This is a genomic window from Ursidibacter arcticus (assembly GCF_009761375.1).
Lineage (GTDB): Bacteria > Pseudomonadota > Gammaproteobacteria > Enterobacterales > Pasteurellaceae > Ursidibacter > Ursidibacter arcticus.
In genome coordinates, this window is sequence record NZ_LEKM01000207.1 from 1 (window position 1) to 17,894 (window position 17,894).

The 17,894-nt window shown below is 37.3% G+C and carries 22 protein-coding genes and 1 pseudogene; 14 read left to right on the top strand and 9 right to left on the bottom strand.

Annotation, left to right across the window (positions count from 1 at the left end; all coding sequences use genetic code 11):
* Positions 1-43: 43 nt before the first annotated feature.
* Positions 44-109: pseudogene (locus A1D25_RS09560) on the top strand (IS3 family transposase); the annotation flags it as partial.
* 67 nt (positions 110-176) lie between these two features.
* Here A1D25_RS09560 and A1D25_RS09565 read toward each other — a convergent pair.
* Complete coding sequence (locus A1D25_RS09565) at positions 177-1,181, bottom strand: extracellular solute-binding protein (protein WP_420825117.1); 1,005 nt, start codon at positions 1,179-1,181, stop codon at positions 177-179.
* 223 nt (positions 1,182-1,404) lie between these two features.
* Positions 1,405-2,880, bottom strand: coding sequence for a ribonuclease G (gene rng / locus A1D25_RS09570; protein ID WP_157395449.1), 1,476 nt, complete (start codon positions 2,878-2,880; stop codon positions 1,405-1,407).
* 173 nt (positions 2,881-3,053) lie between these two features.
* Between rng and A1D25_RS09575 the strand changes: the two genes are divergently transcribed.
* The 3 genes from A1D25_RS09575 to ycaO are packed head-to-tail and all read left to right on the top strand — an operon-like array spanning position 3,054 to position 5,355.
* Entirely contained in the window at positions 3,054-3,308 is a 255-nt protein-coding gene (locus tag A1D25_RS09575; protein ID WP_157395450.1) for a type II toxin-antitoxin system Phd/YefM family antitoxin, read from the top strand.
* Positions 3,305-3,559, top strand: a complete 255-nt coding sequence (locus A1D25_RS09580) for a Txe/YoeB family addiction module toxin (RefSeq protein WP_157395451.1) — start codon at positions 3,305-3,307, stop codon at positions 3,557-3,559. The genes A1D25_RS09575 and A1D25_RS09580 overlap by 4 nt, the downstream gene beginning before the upstream one ends.
* Positions 3,560-3,594: 35 nt before the next feature.
* Positions 3,595-5,355 carry a 30S ribosomal protein S12 methylthiotransferase accessory factor YcaO gene (ycaO, locus tag A1D25_RS09585; RefSeq protein WP_157395452.1) on the top strand — a complete coding sequence of 587 codons (1,761 nt, stop codon included), beginning with the start codon at positions 3,595-3,597 and terminating at the stop codon, positions 5,353-5,355.
* Positions 5,356-5,427: 72 nt separating this feature from the next.
* On the opposite strand, the gene A1D25_RS09590 is transcribed toward ycaO, so the two are convergent.
* Positions 5,428-6,315, bottom strand: a complete 888-nt coding sequence (locus A1D25_RS09590) for a transcriptional regulator GcvA (protein WP_157395453.1) — start codon at positions 6,313-6,315, stop codon at positions 5,428-5,430.
* A 462-nt stretch (positions 6,316-6,777) separates the two neighbouring features.
* On the opposite strand from A1D25_RS09590, the gene A1D25_RS09595 reads away from it, so the two are divergent.
* A complete protein-coding gene (locus A1D25_RS09595) occupies positions 6,778-7,797 on the top strand; it encodes a branched-chain amino acid aminotransferase (protein ID WP_157395454.1) in 1,020 nt (339 codons plus the stop codon).
* Positions 7,798-7,879: 82 nt separating this feature from the next.
* Positions 7,880-8,224: a RidA family protein gene (locus tag A1D25_RS09600; protein ID WP_157395455.1), complete on the top strand. Its 345-nt coding sequence runs from the start codon at positions 7,880-7,882 to the stop codon at positions 8,222-8,224.
* 219 nt (positions 8,225-8,443) lie between these two features.
* Here the strand turns inward: A1D25_RS09600 and moaE are convergent, their stop codons facing one another.
* From moaE to grpE, 5 genes are all read right to left on the bottom strand, one after another.
* Entirely contained in the window at positions 8,444-8,905 is a 462-nt protein-coding gene (gene moaE / locus A1D25_RS09605) for a molybdopterin synthase catalytic subunit MoaE (RefSeq protein ID WP_157395456.1), read from the bottom strand.
* Entirely contained in the window at positions 8,906-9,151 is a 246-nt protein-coding gene (gene moaD, locus A1D25_RS09610; protein WP_157395457.1) for a molybdopterin synthase sulfur carrier subunit, read from the bottom strand.
* A complete protein-coding gene (gene moaC, locus A1D25_RS09615; RefSeq protein ID WP_157395458.1) occupies positions 9,148-9,630 on the bottom strand; it encodes a cyclic pyranopterin monophosphate synthase MoaC in 483 nt (160 codons plus the stop codon). The genes moaD and moaC overlap by 4 nt, the downstream gene beginning before the upstream one ends.
* 4 nt (positions 9,631-9,634) lie before the next feature.
* Positions 9,635-10,087, bottom strand: coding sequence for a DUF441 domain-containing protein (locus A1D25_RS09620; protein WP_157395459.1), 453 nt, complete (start codon positions 10,085-10,087; stop codon positions 9,635-9,637).
* Positions 10,088-10,190: 103 nt separating this feature from the next.
* Complete coding sequence (gene grpE, locus A1D25_RS09625) at positions 10,191-10,769, bottom strand: nucleotide exchange factor GrpE (protein WP_157395460.1); 579 nt, start codon at positions 10,767-10,769, stop codon at positions 10,191-10,193.
* Between the two features lie 434 nt (positions 10,770-11,203).
* Between grpE and A1D25_RS09630 the strand changes: the two genes are divergently transcribed.
* The 8 genes from A1D25_RS09630 to ruvC all read left to right on the top strand — a co-directional run bounded on the left by A1D25_RS09630 (position 11,204) and on the right by ruvC (position 17,087).
* Positions 11,204-11,542 (top strand): hypothetical protein, encoded by a 339-nt coding sequence (locus A1D25_RS09630; protein ID WP_157395461.1) that lies wholly within the window; start codon positions 11,204-11,206, stop codon positions 11,540-11,542.
* A 460-nt stretch (positions 11,543-12,002) separates the two neighbouring features.
* Positions 12,003-13,769 carry an aspartate--tRNA ligase gene (gene aspS, locus A1D25_RS09635; RefSeq protein WP_157395462.1) on the top strand — a complete coding sequence of 589 codons (1,767 nt, stop codon included), beginning with the start codon at positions 12,003-12,005 and terminating at the stop codon, positions 13,767-13,769.
* 97 nt (positions 13,770-13,866) lie between these two features.
* Positions 13,867-14,127: a type II toxin-antitoxin system TacA family antitoxin gene (locus A1D25_RS09640; RefSeq protein WP_157395463.1), complete on the top strand. Its 261-nt coding sequence runs from the start codon at positions 13,867-13,869 to the stop codon at positions 14,125-14,127.
* Between the two features lie 10 nt (positions 14,128-14,137).
* Positions 14,138-14,629 (top strand): GNAT family N-acetyltransferase, encoded by a 492-nt coding sequence (locus A1D25_RS09645; RefSeq protein ID WP_157395464.1) that lies wholly within the window; start codon positions 14,138-14,140, stop codon positions 14,627-14,629.
* A gap of 2 nt (positions 14,630-14,631) precedes the next feature.
* Entirely contained in the window at positions 14,632-15,084 is a 453-nt protein-coding gene (nudB, locus tag A1D25_RS09650; RefSeq protein ID WP_157395465.1) for a dihydroneopterin triphosphate diphosphatase, read from the top strand.
* A 68-nt stretch (positions 15,085-15,152) separates the two neighbouring features.
* The gene (locus A1D25_RS09655; protein ID WP_157395466.1) at positions 15,153-15,896 is read left to right on the top strand and encodes a YebC/PmpR family DNA-binding transcriptional regulator; all 744 of its coding nucleotides are present in this window, start codon (positions 15,153-15,155) and stop codon (positions 15,894-15,896) included.
* A 34-nt stretch (positions 15,897-15,930) separates the two neighbouring features.
* Positions 15,931-16,428, top strand: coding sequence for an ACP-like domain-containing protein (locus A1D25_RS09660; RefSeq protein WP_157395467.1), 498 nt, complete (start codon positions 15,931-15,933; stop codon positions 16,426-16,428).
* 83 nt (positions 16,429-16,511) lie between these two features.
* Positions 16,512-17,087 carry a crossover junction endodeoxyribonuclease RuvC gene (gene ruvC, locus A1D25_RS09665; protein WP_157395468.1) on the top strand — a complete coding sequence of 192 codons (576 nt, stop codon included), beginning with the start codon at positions 16,512-16,514 and terminating at the stop codon, positions 17,085-17,087.
* A gap of 98 nt (positions 17,088-17,185) precedes the next feature.
* On the opposite strand, the gene adk is transcribed toward ruvC, so the two are convergent.
* A complete protein-coding gene (gene adk / locus A1D25_RS09670) occupies positions 17,186-17,830 on the bottom strand; it encodes an adenylate kinase (protein WP_157395469.1) in 645 nt (214 codons plus the stop codon).
* Between the last annotated feature and the right edge of the window lie 64 nt (positions 17,831-17,894).

Below are 17,894 nucleotides of genomic sequence, written 5' to 3' on the forward strand. Positions count from 1 at the left end.
CGCAAGCGGGCGAGGGGAATATGCAACTGCTACATAATACCGCAAGTATATTCATTATTACAATAATGAGCGTATTCAAGTAAAATTAAAAGGATTGAACCCTATGTAATATAGGGCTCAATCCTTGAATTAAATCAGTCTAACTTTTTGGAGTCAGATCATACGAAAATGAAAAATTACTTCGCAGCTTTTAACTCTTGGTAATATTTTTCGTAAAGCTCAATTGCTTCACCAACATCATCTTGCCAGTGGCTTTTTTGTAATACTTCTGCTGTTGGATAGATTGCAGGATCACTTGTAATCTCTTTTGGCAATACTTCTAACGCTTTTACATTTGATGTTGGATAACCAATTTCTAATGTTAATTTCTCTGCCACTGGAGCACTTAATAAGTAGTTAATTAGCTTATGTGCTGCTTCTGGGTTTTTCGCATTTGCTGGAATCGCTAAAGTATCCACCCAAAGTACAGGGCCTTCTTGTGGGAAAACCATATCAACTGGTGCTTGTTCTTTTTTCGCGATACGTACAGAACCATTCCATAATTGACCTACGCTTACTTCACCTGAAATAAATGAGTTTGCAGGGTTATCAGAGCTAAATGCCAATACATTTGGACGTAATTTTAATAACTCTTCATAAGCTGCTTTGATTTCTGCAGGATCAGTCGTATTTGGATTTTTACCTAATTTTAATAAAGCAATATTAAATACTTCACGAGCATCATCTAATAATTGTACTTTATCTTTAAATTCAGGTTTCCATAAATCACCCCACGCAGTGAAGTTTTCACCTTTGTAGTCATTCGTATTAAATGCAATACCCGGAGCACCTAATAATTGTGGTAGTGAGTATTTATTGCCTTTATCGTAAGGTTTGTCTAACCAGTCTGGGTTAAGATCTTTAATCACAGGTAATTGGCTGTGATCTAACTCTTTTAACATTCCTTCACGAGCCATTTTTGACACAAAGTAGTTACTTGGTGCGATAACATCGTAGCCACCATCTTTACCTTGAATCTTTAATTTCGCATACATTGTTTCATTTGATTCAAGACTTGAAACTTCGACTTTAATTCCTGTTTGCTTGGTAAATTCATCTAATAAACCTTCTGGTACATACTCAGTCCAAGTATAAAGATGCACTGTTTGGTTTGCCATTGCATTTGCACCAAATAGAACCATTCCAGATGTTAAAGCCACAGCCCATTTTTTCATTTAAGTTTTCTCCAAAGTAAGAGTTAATAAATAAGCGGTTGGATTTCTCCAAATTTTTACAAGTCTTTAAAAATCAAAGACGGGGGAATTCTAAATGCCCCCCTACATTTTGCAAGCCTTTTATAGCCAAATTGATGTTTTTTTAAGCTAACAGTCACAATTTTGCCAAAAATAATAACGATCTCACCGCTTACATCACCACCACATCAAACTGATCTTGGTAATAATAAGGCTCAATTCTAATTTCTACTTTTTTCCCTAAAAAGACTTCTAATTCAGCTAATAGTGCGTGCGACTCTTCGTTAATTAAATATTCGCCAACATTACGAGAGGCATAAACAACATAGCGTTCTGAACGATAAAGATGATGAACTCGAACGACTTCTCGTAAAATTTCATAGCAAACAGTTTCCACCGTTTTAATCGTGCCACGTCCTTTACAAGATAAACAATCACAGCATAATACTCGTTCTAAGCTCTCTCTGGTTCGTTTTCGAGTCATTTCAACTAAACCGAGTTGCGTAAAGCCATTGACATTTGTTTTCACTCGGTCGCCTTTTAGGGCTTCTTGTAAAGAGGCTAACACCCGCTGACGATGCTCTTCATCTTGCATATCAATAAAATCAATAATGATGATGCCACCTAAATTACGAAGTTGTAACTGATGTGCAATCGCTTGAGTCGCTTCTATATTAGTATTAAAAATCGTATGGGCTAAATTACGATGCCCGACAAATGCCCCTGTGTTAATATCAATTGTGGTCATTGCTTCTGTCTGCTCAATGATTAAATAACCGCCCGATTTTAAATCCACTCGCTTATCTAACGCCTTTTGAATACTGTCTTCAACTCGATACACATCAAATAAAGGTTGAGTTCCTGTATATAAACTGACGTTATCGGTTAATTCTGGCATAAATTCTGACAGAAACTCTTTAACTTGCTCGTAGGTCATTTTGGAATCAATTTGAATTGATTTGATATGAGTACCCACAAAATCTCTCAATACTCGCTGAGCCAAAGCTAGCTCACCATATAGCATTGATTTAGTATGATATTTTGCTTTTCGCTCTAATATTTTCCGCCATAATCGTTTCAGAAAAGCGACATCTTGTTGCAAACTCTCTTCGCTCACATCTTCCGCAGCGGTACGAACAATAAAACCACCTAATTCATCGCAATAAGGCTCAACCAATGCTTTTAAACGCTCTCGTTCAGCTTCACTTTCGATTCGTTGCGATACACCAACGTGGCTATTTTCAGGCATAAAAACAAGATAACGTGAAGGGAGTGTAATATCCGTAGTTAATCTAGCCCCTTTTGTGCCAAGTGGATCTTTAACCACTTGAACAATAATATCTTGCCCTTCTCGCACTAGTTCACTGATGTTCTTCACCACAAATTGTTTCTTTTCGTTCTCATCGACACATTCAGTGTGTGAAACAATATCGGAGGCGTGTAAAAATGCGGCTTTTTCTAAACCTATATCGACAAAAGCAGACTGCATTCCTGGTAATACACGAGTAATTTTCCCTTTATAAATATTACCGACAATCCCCCGCTTTGCTTCTCGTTCTATATGTACTTCTTTTAAAACACCATTTTCAACCAATGCAACCCTTGTTTCACTTGGGGTTACATTAACTAATAATTCTGCTTGAGCCATCTTTATTCTCTACCCTTTAGTTTTTACCACTTAAATTCTACCCTAAATAAGCGGCGAGTTTCTGAAGTTTTTTTACTAAATATGATAAAACTCACAATTTATTGTACTTATTTTTGTACTTATGAAATAATGAAACGCATTTATCAACCGAATAAACTCACAATGGAGTAAATATGGAAGTGATGACCTATTCCACCTTTCGCAATCAATTAGCAGGGGCATTAGATCGCGTAAATGAAAATCACGCTCCTATTTTGATTACTCGCCAGAATGCACCGCCTGCGGTGGTAATGAGCTTAGAAGATTTTCAATCTTATGAAGAAACGGCTTATTTAATTGCAAGTCCTAACAATGCACTGCGTCTTAATCAAGCGATTTCGCAAGTACAACAGCACAATGCAACCGTTCGGGAGCTTATCGAAGAATGATCCTTGCTTGGACTGATAACGCTTGGGAAGATTATCTTTATTGGCAAAGTACCGATAAAAAGATACTTAAACGGATCAATCAGTTAATTAAAGATATTCAACGCCAACCTTTTTTAGGTACTGGTGATCCTGAGCCGTTGAAATATCACTTGTCTGGATATTGGTCTAGGCGTATTGATAGGGAACATCGTCTCGTCTATCAAATTCATAACGAAACTTTATATATCGTACAGTGTCGTTATCATTACTAATTTTTAACCTTCTTTTTAACTATACAGAGAATAATATGACTCAAACCTTTATTACGGGTAAAGATGCCGCCCTTGAAGATAGTATCGCAAACTTCCAACATAAACTAAAAACATTAGGCTTTAACATTGAAGAAGCCTCTTGGTTAAATCCTGTTCCAAACGTATGGTCAGTGCATATTCGTGATGCAGACTGCCCACAATGTTTCTCAAATGGTAAAGGGGCAAGTAAAAAAGCCGCTTTAGCATCTGCCTTAGGCGAATACTTTGAGCGTTTATCTACTAACTATTTCTGGGCTGATTTCTATTTAGGTCAAGAAATTGCGAATGGCGAATTTGTGCATTATCCATCAGAAAAATGGTTCCCGATTGAAGATGAAGAACAATTACCTGAAGGGATTTTAGATGACTTCTTACTGGATTACTTCGATCCTAACGGTGATCTCACGCCAGATCTTCTCGTTGATTTACAATCAGGCAATTATGATCGTGGCATTGTTGCCTTACCTTACACCCGCCAATCTGACAATCAAACCGTTTATATTCCGCAAAGTATTGTTGCGAACTTATTCGTTTCAAATGGAATGTCTGCGGGTAACACCAAAAATGAAGCACGAGTTCAAGGTTTATCTGAAGTTTTTGAGCGTTTTGTCAAAAATCGTATTATCACTGAAGCGATTAGCTTACCTGAAATTCCACAAAGCGTTATTGATGGCTATCCAACTATCAAAGCCTCCATTGAAAAATTAGAGCAAGAAGGTTTCCCTATTCTCTGCTATGACGCATCATTAGGGGGCGAATTCCCTGTAATTTGCGTCATTCTACTCAATCCAAATAACGGGACTTGTTTCGCTTCTTTCGGGGCTCACCCAAATTTCCAAGTGGCATTTGAACGTACGGTAACTGAATTATTACAAGGGCGTAGCTTAAAAGATTTAGACGTTTTCGCTCCGCCATCATTCAACAATGATGATGTTGCCGATCACGCAAATCTTGAAACACACTTTATCGACTCAAGCGGTCTGATTTCTTGGGATCTTTTCAAATCTGAAGCGGACTATGATTTCGTACATTGGGATTTCTCTGGTACAACCGAACAAGAATTTAGCAACTTAATCGCAATCTTCAACAAATATGAACAGCCTGTTTATATTATGGATTACGAACATTTAGGCGTATATGCGTGCCGTATTCTTGCACCAGGTATGTCAAATATTTATCCGTCTGATGACCTAATCTATGCCAATAACAATATGGGAATGGATTGGCGTGAAATTCTGCTTGATCTCCCTTATTTCCACCACGATAAAGAAACTTATCAAGAACTGCTTGATGAATTAGATGAACAAAGTATTGATGATATGACTCGTGTGCGTGAGTTTTTAGGCATTGTGGCAGAAAAAGGCTCTGCAATACAAACCTTGCGTATTGGTGAATTAAAATCAATGCTCCATCTTGCACTAGGTAATTTAGAAGAAGCACTTGATTGGGCTAACTGGACAGCCAATATGAATGCAACCGTATTCAGTGCAGAACGTAATAACTATTACCGTTGCCTAATTAGCAGTATTGAACTGTTCTTAGATAAAAATCGTGAGCCTAAACAATATCGCAATGTATTTGAGAAAATGTATGGCAAAGATGCGGTTGATTTTGCTTGGTCAGCAGTACAAGGCGGTAATCCATTCAACGGTTTACAGGGGGCTGATGAATCACTTGAAAGCCTAAAAGCACACCAAAAATTGCTAGATGCTTACCGTAAACTGCAAAAAGCGAAAGTAAATCCTATAAGCCGTTAAGGATTAAGCGATAAAAATAAGCCTAGTATTAGTCATTCTATACTAGGCTATTTTTTACTCGATTTTACTGTTCTATTGAATTTCTTGCAAAATCCATTCAACGAAATGCTTTACTTTACTCACTTCTGCCATCTGTGGTGGATAAACAACGTAGAAAGACTTTTCATCATTTAATCCCGTTGGGAATGGTTCAACTAAATTACCTTGCTCTAATTCGTGCTGAGCAACCACTTTATTGGCAACTGCGATACCCTGTTGGTGCATTGCAGCTTGTAATGCCATAAAGGTGTGGCTAAACATTGTCCCTGTCTCTTCTACATCAATTTGCTCGTTCAAATTGAAATTATCTACGACTCTTTTCCATTTATTACGACTAAAAACGTGCAGTAAAGTCTTACCTACAAGATCTTGTGGTGCATTAAGAGGATTTTCAGCTAAAAAATCAGGAGATGCCAAAATCACTAATGGCGATTCGGTTAAGCGTACTGATTCAACATTTTCCCATTTGCCCGAACCATAATAGATCGCAACGTCAATCTCTTTACCTAACAAGCCTTCATCTTGATCTACCCCTTTAATTCGTACTTCAATATCAGGGAATTTCTGGTGAAAATCATTTAATCTTGGGACTAGCCAATGCATACCAAAAGTTTGCGGCACACTGATTGTTAAAATTTGACGGCTATTTTTTATCTTAATTTTTTCTGTAGCGACTGCAATATTTTCTAGAAGCGGTCGAATTTCATCAAAATATTGCAAACCAAGTTCCGTAAGTTCTAATAGGCGGTTTCGTCTATGAAAGAGCTGTATTCCTAAGAAATCTTCTAAAAGTTTAATTTGATGGCTAACCGCTGCTTGAGTAACAAAAAGCTCTTCAGCTGCTTTGGTGAAATTCAAATATCTCGCAGCAGACTCAAAAGCCTTTAATGCATTCAATGGAGGAAGTTTTTTATTATTCATATTTTAAATTTGAATTAACACTGTAATAAAAAATAACTACATTATTTTTTTTGATAAATAAAATAAAAAAATATCGTTTGTCCAACTGGTCCAACATCTTTAAAATTCACCACATACTTAGATGGATAGTGATGGGATTTAGATGCGCTTAAGCTTTCCCATTTTGAATTTTAAGTATGATGTTGTGTTTGCATATTGGTCTAGGAAACTAGACTTGAGTAACGAAAGTTACTCGTTTCACTTCCTGTATATTTAACCGTTTTGGTTTATACCGCCCAGCTTGGGCGGTTTTTTTATACCCAAATCTCGCTTATTCTAACAGAAACAAAAAATCTCGCCACAAAAAGCCTAGTTTTCACGAAAATTTTTATAATTTATTACGCTTTCCCTTTTCAATTCGTGCTACAAAGTGTAAATTCTCACATCTAAAAAACATAATTTTTTTATTAAAGGAATTGAACAATGGCTAAAGATATTGATTGGCAAAATCTCGGGTTTGCGTATATTAAAACAGATTACCGTTTTATTGCTCGTTGGAAAGACGGTGCTTGGGATAATGGCGAATTAACCACCGACAATACATTACACATTAACGAAGGTTCAACCGCATTACACTATGGTCAGCAATGTTTTGAAGGTTTAAAAGCATATCGTTGTAAAGATGGCTCTATCAATCTATTCCGACCAGATGAAAATGCTAAACGTATGCAAAAAAGTTGTGATCGCTTGTTAATGCCACAAGTTCCAACCGACTTTTTTATTCGTGCGTGTAAAGAAGTGGTTAAAGCAAATGAAGAATGGCTTGCACCTTATGGCACTGGTGCAACATTATATTTACGTCCATTTATTATCGGTGTAGGCGAGAATATCGGTATTAAAACAGCACCTGAGTTTATTTTCTGTATCTTTTGTATTCCTGTTGGCAGTTATTTTAAAGGTGGCTTAGCACCTTCTAATTTCCTTGTTTCTGAATATGATCGTGCAGCTCCAGCAGGTACTGGTGCTGCAAAAGTGGGTGGAAACTATGCAGCAAGTCTATATCCAGGTAAATTAGCGAAATCAAATAATTTTGCAGATTGTATCTATCTTGATCCAAAAACACATACCAAAATTGAAGAAGTAGGATCAGCAAACTTTTTCGGTATTACTGCAGATAACAAATTTATTACCCCTTATTCACCATCAATTTTACCGAGTATCACCAAATATTCTCTACTCTACCTTGCGAAAGAACGTCTTGGTTTAGATGCGATTGAAGGTGATGTATATATTGATAAATTGGATCAATTTACTGAAGCTGGTGCTTGCGGAACAGCTGCTGTAATTACCCCAATTGGTGGTATTCAATATGGCAATGACTTCCACGTTTTCTATTCTGAAACAGAAGTAGGCCCTGTTACCAAGCGTCTTTATGATGAATTAGTCGGTATTCAATTTGGTGATGTTGAAGCCCCTGAAGGTTGGATTGTTAAAGTTGATTAACAGACTAAGCGATTAGGTTAGTCCTATTTTTTGCAAAAAATAGCGTAAATCTAACCGCTTACTTATTAAGGAGAAAATTGCAATGATTAAACGTTTTCAAGTTGGTAAACGCCTCTCTGAGATGGCAATTTACAATGGTGTGGTTTATCTTGCAGGGCAAATCCCTGAAGATGATACTCAAGATATGTATGGGCAAACTCAGCAGGTGCTTGCTGAAATTGATAAGTGGCTAGCACAAGCAGGTAGTGATAAAAGCAAGATTTTAATGGCTCAAGTTTTTGTAGCAAATATGCTAGAGTTTGATGAGATGAATCGAGCTTGGGATGAATGGGTTGCAGAAGGCAATGCACCACCAAGAGCGGCTGTTGAGGCGAAACTTGCAAATCCAAATTGGAAAGTTGAAATCGTTGTGACTGCTGCAATTTAACTGTTACTAAATGAGAACAATACTCTCATTTCAACCCCACTGATAAACCCACCTTTATAGAAAATCTAGTAAAAGTGGGTTTATTTTTATCCATTACACCCATTTATTTGGCATAGTAGACAAAAGATTGGAAAAAGTGAGTTAAAGTCTGATAGTAACGGTAAGATTGCCTTGATTTTTGCCTATGTAGAAGATCAAGTTTGATCTTCTACATATAATTTAATTATGCCACTTATCCGCAGCCTGCTGATCGCTATCTCTGCCTTCTATCCAACGATCACCTTGTTCGGTGGTTTCTCGTTTCCAAAAAGGAGCTTTAGTTTTGAGATAGTCCATAATAAATTCATTGGCGTGATAAGCATTACCACGATGAGCGGAACTTACGCCAACAAGGACAATTTCATCGCCAGTATATAACTGCCCGATGCGGTGAATAACCGCGACTCGTTGTAATTCCCAACGGTGACGAGCTTCATCAACAATTTCCCGTAAAGCTTTTTCTGTCATTGCGGGGTAATGTTCCAAATATAAACCAGAAACATTATCTCCTAAATTCATTTCACGCACTTTACCAACAAATAATGTGGTTGCTCCAACGCTATGTTGCTCACTGAGCCAGCGATAAATAGCATTTTGATCGAACGGATCTTGTTGCACTTTAATCAATGTTTGCTGTGGCATTTAGCCTCCTGTTACAGGCGGAAAGAATGCAATTTCATCACCATCTTGGATTTCAGTCGATAAGCTAGAAATTGTTTGGTTAATTGCCACCAATAACTTACTGCTTTCAAGTGCTAATTCCCACTTATTTCCTTGTTGAGCTAAATGTTGGCGAAGATCTTCCGCTGTTGTGAAGTTTGCTTCTAGTGTTAGACTATCTACTCCAACAAGCTCCCTTGTTTGTGCAAAAAAAAGAACTGTAATCATCGTGTCTCCGCAATAAAATTACCTGATTTCCCACCGCTTTTAGTTAGTAAACGAACCTGTTCAATCACTATATCTTTCTGTACGGCTTTGCACATATCATAAATAGTTAAAGCAGCAACGCTAGCAGCAGTAAGTGCTTCCATTTCTACTCCTGTTTTCCCGGTCAGTTTGCAGAGTGTTTCGATTCGGACTTGATTGGTTTCAGGCAAGGCTTCTAATTGTACTTCAACTTTAGAGAGTAATAATGGGTGGCAAAGGGGAATAAGCTCCCAAGTACGTTTTGCCGCCTGAATACCAGCAATACGGGCAGTAGCAAAAACATCACCTTTATGATGATTACCTGAGATAATCATTTGTAAGGTTTCGCTATTCATTGTAATTAAGGCTTCGGCTCTGGCTTCTCGTACGCTATCTTGTTTCATTGAAACATCGACCATATTAGCTTCGCCGTTTTGATTGATATGTGTAAATATATTCATATTCTTAAATTTTTCCAATAATTAAAGATAAAATCCCTGCGGCAATTAATGGGCCGACAGGTACGCCACCTAAAAAAGCCACACCGATAATTGTTCCAATCAGTAATCCTGTTACTAATACGGGTTGGCTTCCCATTAAACTAACGCCACGTCCACCTAGCCAAGCGACTAATATGCCTGCAACAATAGAAAACAGCATTTTCCAATTAAGGAGTTGAGAAATTTCTGGCAAGTTAATTCTGCCTGAAACTAAAGGGCTTAGCACACCGATGGTTAAAATAATAATACCAACTTTAATACCGTATTTATCTAATAAGGGTAAATATTGTGAAAGTAACGTCTGTTGCATTATCAATAAGACAGCAGCAGAAATTGTTACCGCACTGTTTTGGCTGAAAATGCCAAGTAAAATTAAGGCTACAAGTAGCAAAGCGATTGCGTTAAATTGTAAAGACATTGTATTGAATTTGGTAGATAGATATAGAAAGTTCGATAGTATCAAAATATTGAGACGAATAGAAAATAAAATGGTATGGGCTAACCATACCATTTATCTCTCATTAACTTGCAACCATTACCATTGCAGGGCGAATAACTCGTCCGTGAAGTGTGTAGCCTTTTTGTAATACCACGCTGATATGGTTTGGTTCAATACCTTCTGCAGGTTGCATTGAAATGGCTTGATGTAATTCTGGGTCAAAAACTTCACCCACATTGCCAACCGCTTCTACACCAAAGTTTGCAAGGGTAGAAACTAATCCTTTATGCGTTAATTCAACCCCTTCAGCAAGGGCTTTGACACTTTCATCTGCTCCATTAAGTGTTTGTAAACCACGCTCTAGGTTATCGACAACGGTAAGTAACTCTTTAGAAAATTTTTCAAGTGCGAATTTATGTGCTTTTTCGACATCTTGTTCAGTACGGCGGCGAATATTTTCAATTTCAGCTCTTGCTCGTAATTGAATTTCTTGCTCACGTTTATCTGCATTCGCAATGTATTCTTCAAGCTCTTGTACACGAGCAATGGCATCTGCAAGCGGGTCGTTTTCTTGATTATTTTGCAACTCGACTTCTTCGCTAGCAATCTCTTGCTCAGGTGTGATTACTTCTTCAACTGGTTGTTCTACTTGAACTGTCATTTTTTCTTCCTTATTTAATTTCGTTTGTGAAATGTGTATTGAGAACTTGGCTAATATAGTGGCAAATCTATATATTTCAACTCATCCTATTCAAAACTTTTAATGTAAAGATTTTGATAAAAAGCCAAAGTTACTTCAGGGCAAGATCGCATCTTTTTATACAAATTCAGCTTAAAAAACGCACTAAAATCTATATGGATTGTCTATTTTCTTTTTTATTTTAGAATTTTTCTCCCTTATTTTAAATTTTATAAAATCGAAAATTGTATTTTTTATAAACTTGAGTGATTAACTATCTAAAATAGAATGCAAAATGCACAACATACGCGGTTGCCCTGAAAGTTACTTTGATTATAAAACGATATCATATTGATTAAAAAAAAAACAATATATAATAACAAGCGGATTTTTATAGTTAATTTAAGGGGAATTCTATGTTAGATACTAAAAATTGTCCATATTGCCTTTCTCAAGTACCTAGATTAGCTTCAGTTTGTTCGAATTGCGGTGCGGAACACGCTAATGTTGACGTTGATGGTGTAAAAAGAAAGTGGGAGACACTTAAGGATAGATATCAAAAATATAACTATGCATGGTTAGTGTTGCTTTTAGTAGGTACACCTCTCTGTCTTACTTTAATTTGGATACCTTTTCAAATTTCAATCGTACTGTATCTTAGTCCAAAGTATAAAGCTTTGAAAGAAGAAGTTTCCAAATATGAAGAATATGCCACGCATCCAGGAGAGTTATGGATTAGAAAAACGAGAACGTAAGTTCTACAGACTGATGACAAACCCAAATTTGTTGTATTCAATTAACGGACACACTGAGTGCGTCCGAATGAAAAAGACTTTGTCAATAATCTGGAGAACGTAAGTTCTATAACGTTTTTGTAAAACCACTTTTTTCTAACAAAAGTAAAAGTGGTTTCTTATTATATGACGCCTTCTATATGCAGGGCAACTGCATATGTTTTGCATTCTATTTTAGATAGTTAATCACTCAAATTTATAAAAATACAATTTTCGATTTTATAAAATTTAAAAAAAGAGAGAAAAACCCTAAAATAGAAAAGGAAAATAGATAATTTATATAAATTTTAGTGTGTTTTTTAACTGAAATTGTATAAAAAGATACGATCTTGTCCTGCTTCTATATATTCCCGAGTGTGAACTTTTCTTACTTTCTGTTACAATATTCAGAGTTTTCAGGTTCTTAAAAGGATTGATTTATATGATGCGTTCTCATTATTGTGGTAGTTTAAACCGTACTCACGTCGGTGAACAAGTAACCTTAAGTGGTTGGGTTCATCGTGTTCGTAACCTTGGTCGCTTTATTTTTATGCAAATTCGTGATCGTGAAGGTATTGTGCAAGTTTTCTTTGATGAAAAAGATGAACAGATTTTTAAACTTGCATCGGGCTTGCGTGCAGAAGCCTGCGTACAAATTAAAGGTGAGGTGATTGCTCGTGATGAAAGTCAAATTAACAAAGAAATGACAACGGGCGAAATTGAAGTACTCGTGAAAGATCTTATCATCTATAACAATGCAGATGTTTTACCTTTAGACTTTAACCAAAATAATACGGAAGAACAGCGTTTAAAATATCGTTATTTAGATTTACGCCGTCCTGAAATGGCAGAGCGTTTAAAAACGCGTGCAAAAATTACGAGCTTTGTTCGCCGTTATATGGACGACAATGGTTTCTTAGATATTGAAACCCCAATGCTGACCAAAGCAACCCCTGAAGGTGCGCGTGACTATTTAGTGCCAAGTCGTGTGCATAAAGGTAAATTCTATGCGTTACCGCAGTCACCACAATTATTCAAACAGTTGTTGATGATGTCTGGTTTTGACCGTTACTACCAAATCGTAAAATGTTTCCGTGATGAAGATTTACGTGCAGATCGTCAGCCTGAATTTACTCAAATCGATGTGGAAACGACCTTTATGACAGCACCTGAAGTGCGTGCGATGATGGAAAAAATGATTCGTGGCTTATGGTTAGATCGTCTAAATGTCGATTTAGGTGAATTTCCACAAATGACCTTTGCAGAAGCTATGCGTCGTTTTGGTTCAGATAAACCTGATTTGCGTAACCCATTAGAATTGGTTGATGTTGCTGATATTCTAAAAGACGTTGAGTTTAAAGTATTTAACGAGCCAGCAAATAATCCTGAAGGACGTGTTGCGGTTATTCGTGTGCCAAATGGTGCGGAAATTACTCGTAAACAGATTGATGAATACACGCAATTTGTGGGTATTTATGGTGCGAAAGGGTTAGCGTGGGCAAAAGTGAATGATGTAAATGCTGGTTTAGAAGGATTACAAAGCCCGATTGCTAAATTCTTAAATGATGACGTGGTAAGAGCATTGCTTGCTCGTGTGAATGCTCAAAATGGTGATATTATCTTCTTTGGTGCAGATAATGAGAAAGTGGTAACAGATGCGATGGGGGCATTACGTTTAAAAGTAGGACGTGATTTAGGCTTAACAGATCTTACTGCTTGGAAACCGCTTTGGGTAGTGGATTTCCCAATGTTTGAAAAAGACGATGAGGGTAACTGGTCTGCAATGCACCACCCATTCACTGCACCAAAAGATTTAAGCCCTGAAGAGCTAAAAGCGGATCCAAAAGGGGCAGTGGCGAATGCTTATGATATGGTTATCAATGGCTACGAAGTTGGCGGTGGCTCTGTGCGTATTTTCGACCCGAAAATGCAACAAACCGTATTCGGTATTTTAGGCATTAACGACGAAGAACAAAAAGAGAAATTTGGTTTCTTATTAGATGCCTTAAAATTTGGTACACCACCACACGCAGGTTTAGCATTTGGTTTAGACCGCTTAACAATGCTCATTACAGGCACTGAAAATATTCGTGATGTTATTGCCTTCCCGAAAACTACCGCAGCCGCTTGTTTAATGACAGATGCCCCGAGCTTTGGTAACCCAAAAGCCTTGGCAGAATTGGCGATTAAGACGACTGCTGAAGTGTAACAGTTATGATGAGGGCGGAAAATTTCCGCCCTTACTTTTATCTTGCTATTTATTATTTGAGCTTTTAAAATGTGCCAAAATGACACAGGAGAAAGTGATGGCACAAGCAAATTTACCTCGTATTACAGCTCGAATTGATGTTGCTACACAAGAATTACTGCTTAATGCAGCAACGTTAATTGGCATTTCTAGTATAAATTCTTTTGTGCTGAATGCAGCGATTGAAAAAGCGAATGCAATTTTGCGTGAAGAAAAAATAACACAATTTAATGATGCAGATACTCGTTTACTATTACACTACTTGGATAATCCACCTGAACCCAATGAGCATTTAAAGGCTCTTTTTGAACAGTCTTAAGGGATAAATAATGGAAATTCGGATATTAGATCCCAAATGCCATCTCCGTAAGGATTTTGATTGCGGTAACCTGAGTTTAAATCGTTTTTTACAACAGATGGCAAGCCAACAAGCAACAAAAGATACTGCTCGAACTTATGTGTTGCTTGATCCGCAAAATCCAACAGAAATTTTGGGATTTTATACCCTAACAATGACAAGGCTTGAATTAGCAGAGTTACCTGAAATTTTACAAAAACAGGCAAAATTTCCACTTTCGGCAGGATTACTTGCTCGTTTGGCAGTAGATAAAAAGCATCAACAAAAAGGCTATGCGAAAATCCTGTTGCGTGATGCGTTGAAAAACCTTTATCAAGCTAGCCAAATTATTGGATTTCCAATTATTGTGGTGGATGCAAAAGACGGTGTAGCTGATTTTTATCAGAAATACGGTTTTATTCCCATTCAACAAAATGCTAATCGCCTTTATTTAATGGTGAGAACGCTAGAAAAGCTACTGTAAAAATGAACTACAAAAATCCAAACTCCGTTCTCGTTGTGATCTACGCCCAAAACACAGGGCGTATTTTAATGCTACAACGCCAAGATGATCCTGAATTTTGGCAATCGGTAACAGGGACGATTGAAACGGGGGAAACGCCTTATCAAACCGCTATTCGAGAAGTTGGCGAAGAAGTCGGTTTGCAAATTTTGGCGGAAAAATTACCACTTGTGGATTGCCAACATAGCGTAAAATTTGAAATTTTTCCGCAATTCCGCTATAAATACGCCCCTGAAATTACGCATTGTACCGAGCATTGGTTTTTGCTAAGTTTACCATCGGAAATTGAGCCGATTTTAACCGAACATCTGGATTATAAATGGCTTAATATTGAACAGGCGATAGCATTAACTAAATCCCCGAATAATGCTCAAGCAATTCAGCAATATTTAACAAATTTGGTGAGAAAATCGTAAAAATGGTTACGATTTTACTTATTTTTAACGATAAAATTGAACTTTTAACAAATATAGGAAACTAACAAATGGCAGGTCATAGTAAGTGGGCTAACATTAAACACCGTAAAGCAGCACAAGATGCTCAACGCGGTAAAATTTTTACGAAATTAATTCGTGAGTTGGTAACAGCTGCTAAACTAGGTGGCGGTGATGTAAACTCAAACCCACGTTTACGCACAGCGGTAGATAAAGCGTTATCAAGTAATATGACGCGTGATACGATCAATCGTGCAATCGACCGTGGTGTCGGTGGTGGCGATGATACGAATATGGAAACCAAAATCTATGAAGGTTATGGTCCAGGTGGAACAGCGGTAATGGTTGAATGTTTAAGTGATAACGCAAACCGTACTATTTCACAAGTTCGCCCTAGTTTTACTAAATGTGGCGGTAACTTAGGGACAGAAGGTTCTGTTGGTTACCTATTTAGTAAAAAAGGTCTTATCTTAATTGCTACTGGCGTTGATGAAGATAGTTTAATGGAAGCCGCTATTGAGGCGGGAGCTGATGATGTTCAGCCACAAGATGACGGCAGTTTTGAAATTTACACTGCTTGGGAAGACTTAGGTAGTGTTCGTGATGGTATTGAGCAAGCAGGATTTAAGATTGAATCTGCGGATGTTACAATGATTCCATCAACCACCGTTGATTTAGATGCTGAAACAGCACCTAAATTGTTAAAGCTAATCGATATGTTGGAAGACTGTGATGATGTACAAAACGTTTATCACAACGGCGAGATTAGCGATGAAGTTGCAGCTTTACTATAAGCTGACTTTTAAACCTTAAAATGAGGAAACCTAAATGAAATTAGTTAAATTTGTTCCAGCTATTGCAGCAACATTAGTTTTAGCAGCGTGTTCTACTCAAAAAGAAATGGCACCTGAAACAACAATGCCACAAACACAAGAAACGGTAATAAATACGGCGGCAGGTGAAGTAACTAAAGTAGAAGAAACTTTAATGACAAAAAATAAATCAGTCGTTTATTCTTGCCAAAAAGGTGGAACAGTAACAGCAACTTATGCTTTCCATAATGGTGAAGTAAAAGGTGCAAATGTTCGTGTAGGTAAGAAAAATGAAGTAACAGGTTTCACTGTAGATGCTGAAGATAGCAAAAAGACAGAACAAACTGTTTTCACTTCAGGTGACTACGTTTGGGCTGTAGAAAATGGTTTAACATTTGATTCAGCAGAAAAAACAAATGCGATTATGCTTTACAAAAAAGGCAAAATGGCTGACGAGATTTTAGTTAAAACCTGTAAGATCAATAAAAGTGCAACAGCACGTTTAAATAAATAATTTTAGGTAAATCCACAAGCGGGTAGATTGGTAAGAAATTTTACAAATCTATCCGCTTTTTTATGCAATTTGTATAGGAAGATATGTCGATTATTTTAGGTATTGACCCAGGTTCTCGTGTAACGGGCTATGGAGTCATTCGTCAGGTGGGGCGACATTTAGAATATCTAGGAAGTGGGGCGATTCGTACTTCTGTAGAGGATATGCCGACTCGTTTAAAACGTATTTATGCGGGTATTACTGAAATTATTACTCAGTTTCAGCCAGATATGTTCGCCATTGAGCAAGTGTTTATGGCAAAAAACCCTGATTCAGCACTAAAACTTGGTCAAGCAAGGGGAACAGCAATTGTGGCTGCTGTTAATCAAGATTTGCCTGTTTTTGAGTATGCAGCACGCTTAGTGAAACAAACCGTTGTAGGAATTGGTTCGGCAGACAAGGTACAGGTGCAAGAGATGGTTACTCGTATTTTACAACTTTCAGCCAAGCCACAAGCAGATGCAGCAGACGCCTTAGCTATTGCTATTACTCACGCTCATTCTATTCAACACTCTTTAACAGTAGCAAAACAGAGCCAACAAGCCGTATCAAGCGAGAAAGAGAAAGTCTTGGCATTGATAAAAACACGTTATAGCAGAGGGCGATTTCGCTTAAAATAAAATAGTATAATGGACAAAAATATCGAATTTTTGTCCATTACACCGCCAAATCCTTGTTAGTTTCAACTAACAAGGATTTTTAGTTAAGTTAATACTGATTAGCCTAATAGTTTATTTAATTCCGCACTTACAGCTTCAACAGGTTGTGTGCCATCTAAGCGGTGGTATTGTGTATTTCCTGCTTCCGCTTCTGCTGTGTAATAAGCGATAAGCGGTTTGGTTTGTTTATGGTAAATCGCTAAACGATCTAATACAGTTTCAGGTTTATCATCTTGACGAATAATTAAGTCCTCACCTGTTACGTCATCTTTACCTTCTACTTTTGGTGGATTGTAAACAATATGATACGTACGACCTGATGGTTGGTGTACTCGGCGACCACTCATACGCTCAACAATCACTTCATCAGCAACATCAAATTCTAAGACGAAATCAATTTTTACACCTGCTTCTTTTAGTGCGTCAGCTTGTGGGATTGTGCGTGGGAAACCATCTAATAAGAAACCATTTGCACAGTCTGGTTGAGCAATACGATCTTTTACTAATGCAACGGTTAATTCATCAGGCACTAATTTTCCTTCGTCCATTAACGCTTTAGCTTGTTTACCTAATTCTGTGCCTTCTTTAATTGCTGCACGGAACATATCCCCCGTTGAAATTTGTGGAATGCCAAATTTATTCATCATAAATTGTGCTTGTGTTCCTTTACCTGCACCTGGTGCACCCAATAAAATAATTTTCATAAGAACCTCAAATTAACATTAAACATAAAACAAAATAAATTTTGCCAGACTGATGACAAACCCC

Excerpts from the sequence above, each read along its gene's own strand:
- moaD (WP_157395457.1), bottom strand. The coding sequence starts at position 9,151 with ATGATTACAGTTCTTTTTTTTGCACAAACAAGGGAGCTTGTTGGAGTA.
- grpE (WP_157395460.1), bottom strand. The coding sequence starts at position 10,769 with ATGACAGTTCAAGTAGAACAACCAGTTGAAGAAGTAATCACACCTGAG.
- ycaO (WP_157395452.1), top strand. The coding sequence starts at position 3,595 with ATGACTCAAACCTTTATTACGGGTAAAGATGCCGCCCTTGAAGATAGT.
- A1D25_RS09580 (WP_157395451.1), top strand. The coding sequence starts at position 3,305 with ATGATCCTTGCTTGGACTGATAACGCTTGGGAAGATTATCTTTATTGG.
- A1D25_RS09565 (WP_420825117.1), bottom strand. The coding sequence starts at position 1,181 with ATGGTTCTATTTGGTGCAAATGCAATGGCAAACCAAACAGTGCATCTT.
- ruvC (WP_157395468.1), top strand. The coding sequence starts at position 16,512 with ATGTCGATTATTTTAGGTATTGACCCAGGTTCTCGTGTAACGGGCTAT.
- A1D25_RS09640 (WP_157395463.1), top strand. The coding sequence starts at position 13,867 with ATGGCACAAGCAAATTTACCTCGTATTACAGCTCGAATTGATGTTGCT.
- A1D25_RS09600 (WP_157395455.1), top strand. The coding sequence starts at position 7,880 with ATGATTAAACGTTTTCAAGTTGGTAAACGCCTCTCTGAGATGGCAATT.
- A1D25_RS09655 (WP_157395466.1), top strand. The coding sequence starts at position 15,153 with ATGGCAGGTCATAGTAAGTGGGCTAACATTAAACACCGTAAAGCAGCA.
- adk (WP_157395469.1), bottom strand. The coding sequence starts at position 17,830 with ATGAAAATTATTTTATTGGGTGCACCAGGTGCAGGTAAAGGAACACAA.
- A1D25_RS09590 (WP_157395453.1), bottom strand. The coding sequence starts at position 6,315 with ATGAATAATAAAAAACTTCCTCCATTGAATGCATTAAAGGCTTTTGAG.
- A1D25_RS09645 (WP_157395464.1), top strand. The coding sequence starts at position 14,138 with ATGGAAATTCGGATATTAGATCCCAAATGCCATCTCCGTAAGGATTTT.
- A1D25_RS09575 (WP_157395450.1), top strand. The coding sequence starts at position 3,054 with ATGGAAGTGATGACCTATTCCACCTTTCGCAATCAATTAGCAGGGGCA.
- rng (WP_157395449.1), bottom strand. The coding sequence starts at position 2,880 with ATGGCTCAAGCAGAATTATTAGTTAATGTAACCCCAAGTGAAACAAGG.
- A1D25_RS09660 (WP_157395467.1), top strand. The coding sequence starts at position 15,931 with ATGAAATTAGTTAAATTTGTTCCAGCTATTGCAGCAACATTAGTTTTA.
- A1D25_RS09620 (WP_157395459.1), bottom strand. The coding sequence starts at position 10,087 with ATGTCTTTACAATTTAACGCAATCGCTTTGCTACTTGTAGCCTTAATT.
- moaE (WP_157395456.1), bottom strand. The coding sequence starts at position 8,905 with ATGCCACAGCAAACATTGATTAAAGTGCAACAAGATCCGTTCGATCAA.
- moaC (WP_157395458.1), bottom strand. The coding sequence starts at position 9,630 with ATGAATATATTTACACATATCAATCAAAACGGCGAAGCTAATATGGTC.
- aspS (WP_157395462.1), top strand. The coding sequence starts at position 12,003 with ATGATGCGTTCTCATTATTGTGGTAGTTTAAACCGTACTCACGTCGGT.
- A1D25_RS09595 (WP_157395454.1), top strand. The coding sequence starts at position 6,778 with ATGGCTAAAGATATTGATTGGCAAAATCTCGGGTTTGCGTATATTAAA.
- A1D25_RS09630 (WP_157395461.1), top strand. The coding sequence starts at position 11,204 with ATGTTAGATACTAAAAATTGTCCATATTGCCTTTCTCAAGTACCTAGA.
- nudB (WP_157395465.1), top strand. The coding sequence starts at position 14,632 with ATGAACTACAAAAATCCAAACTCCGTTCTCGTTGTGATCTACGCCCAA.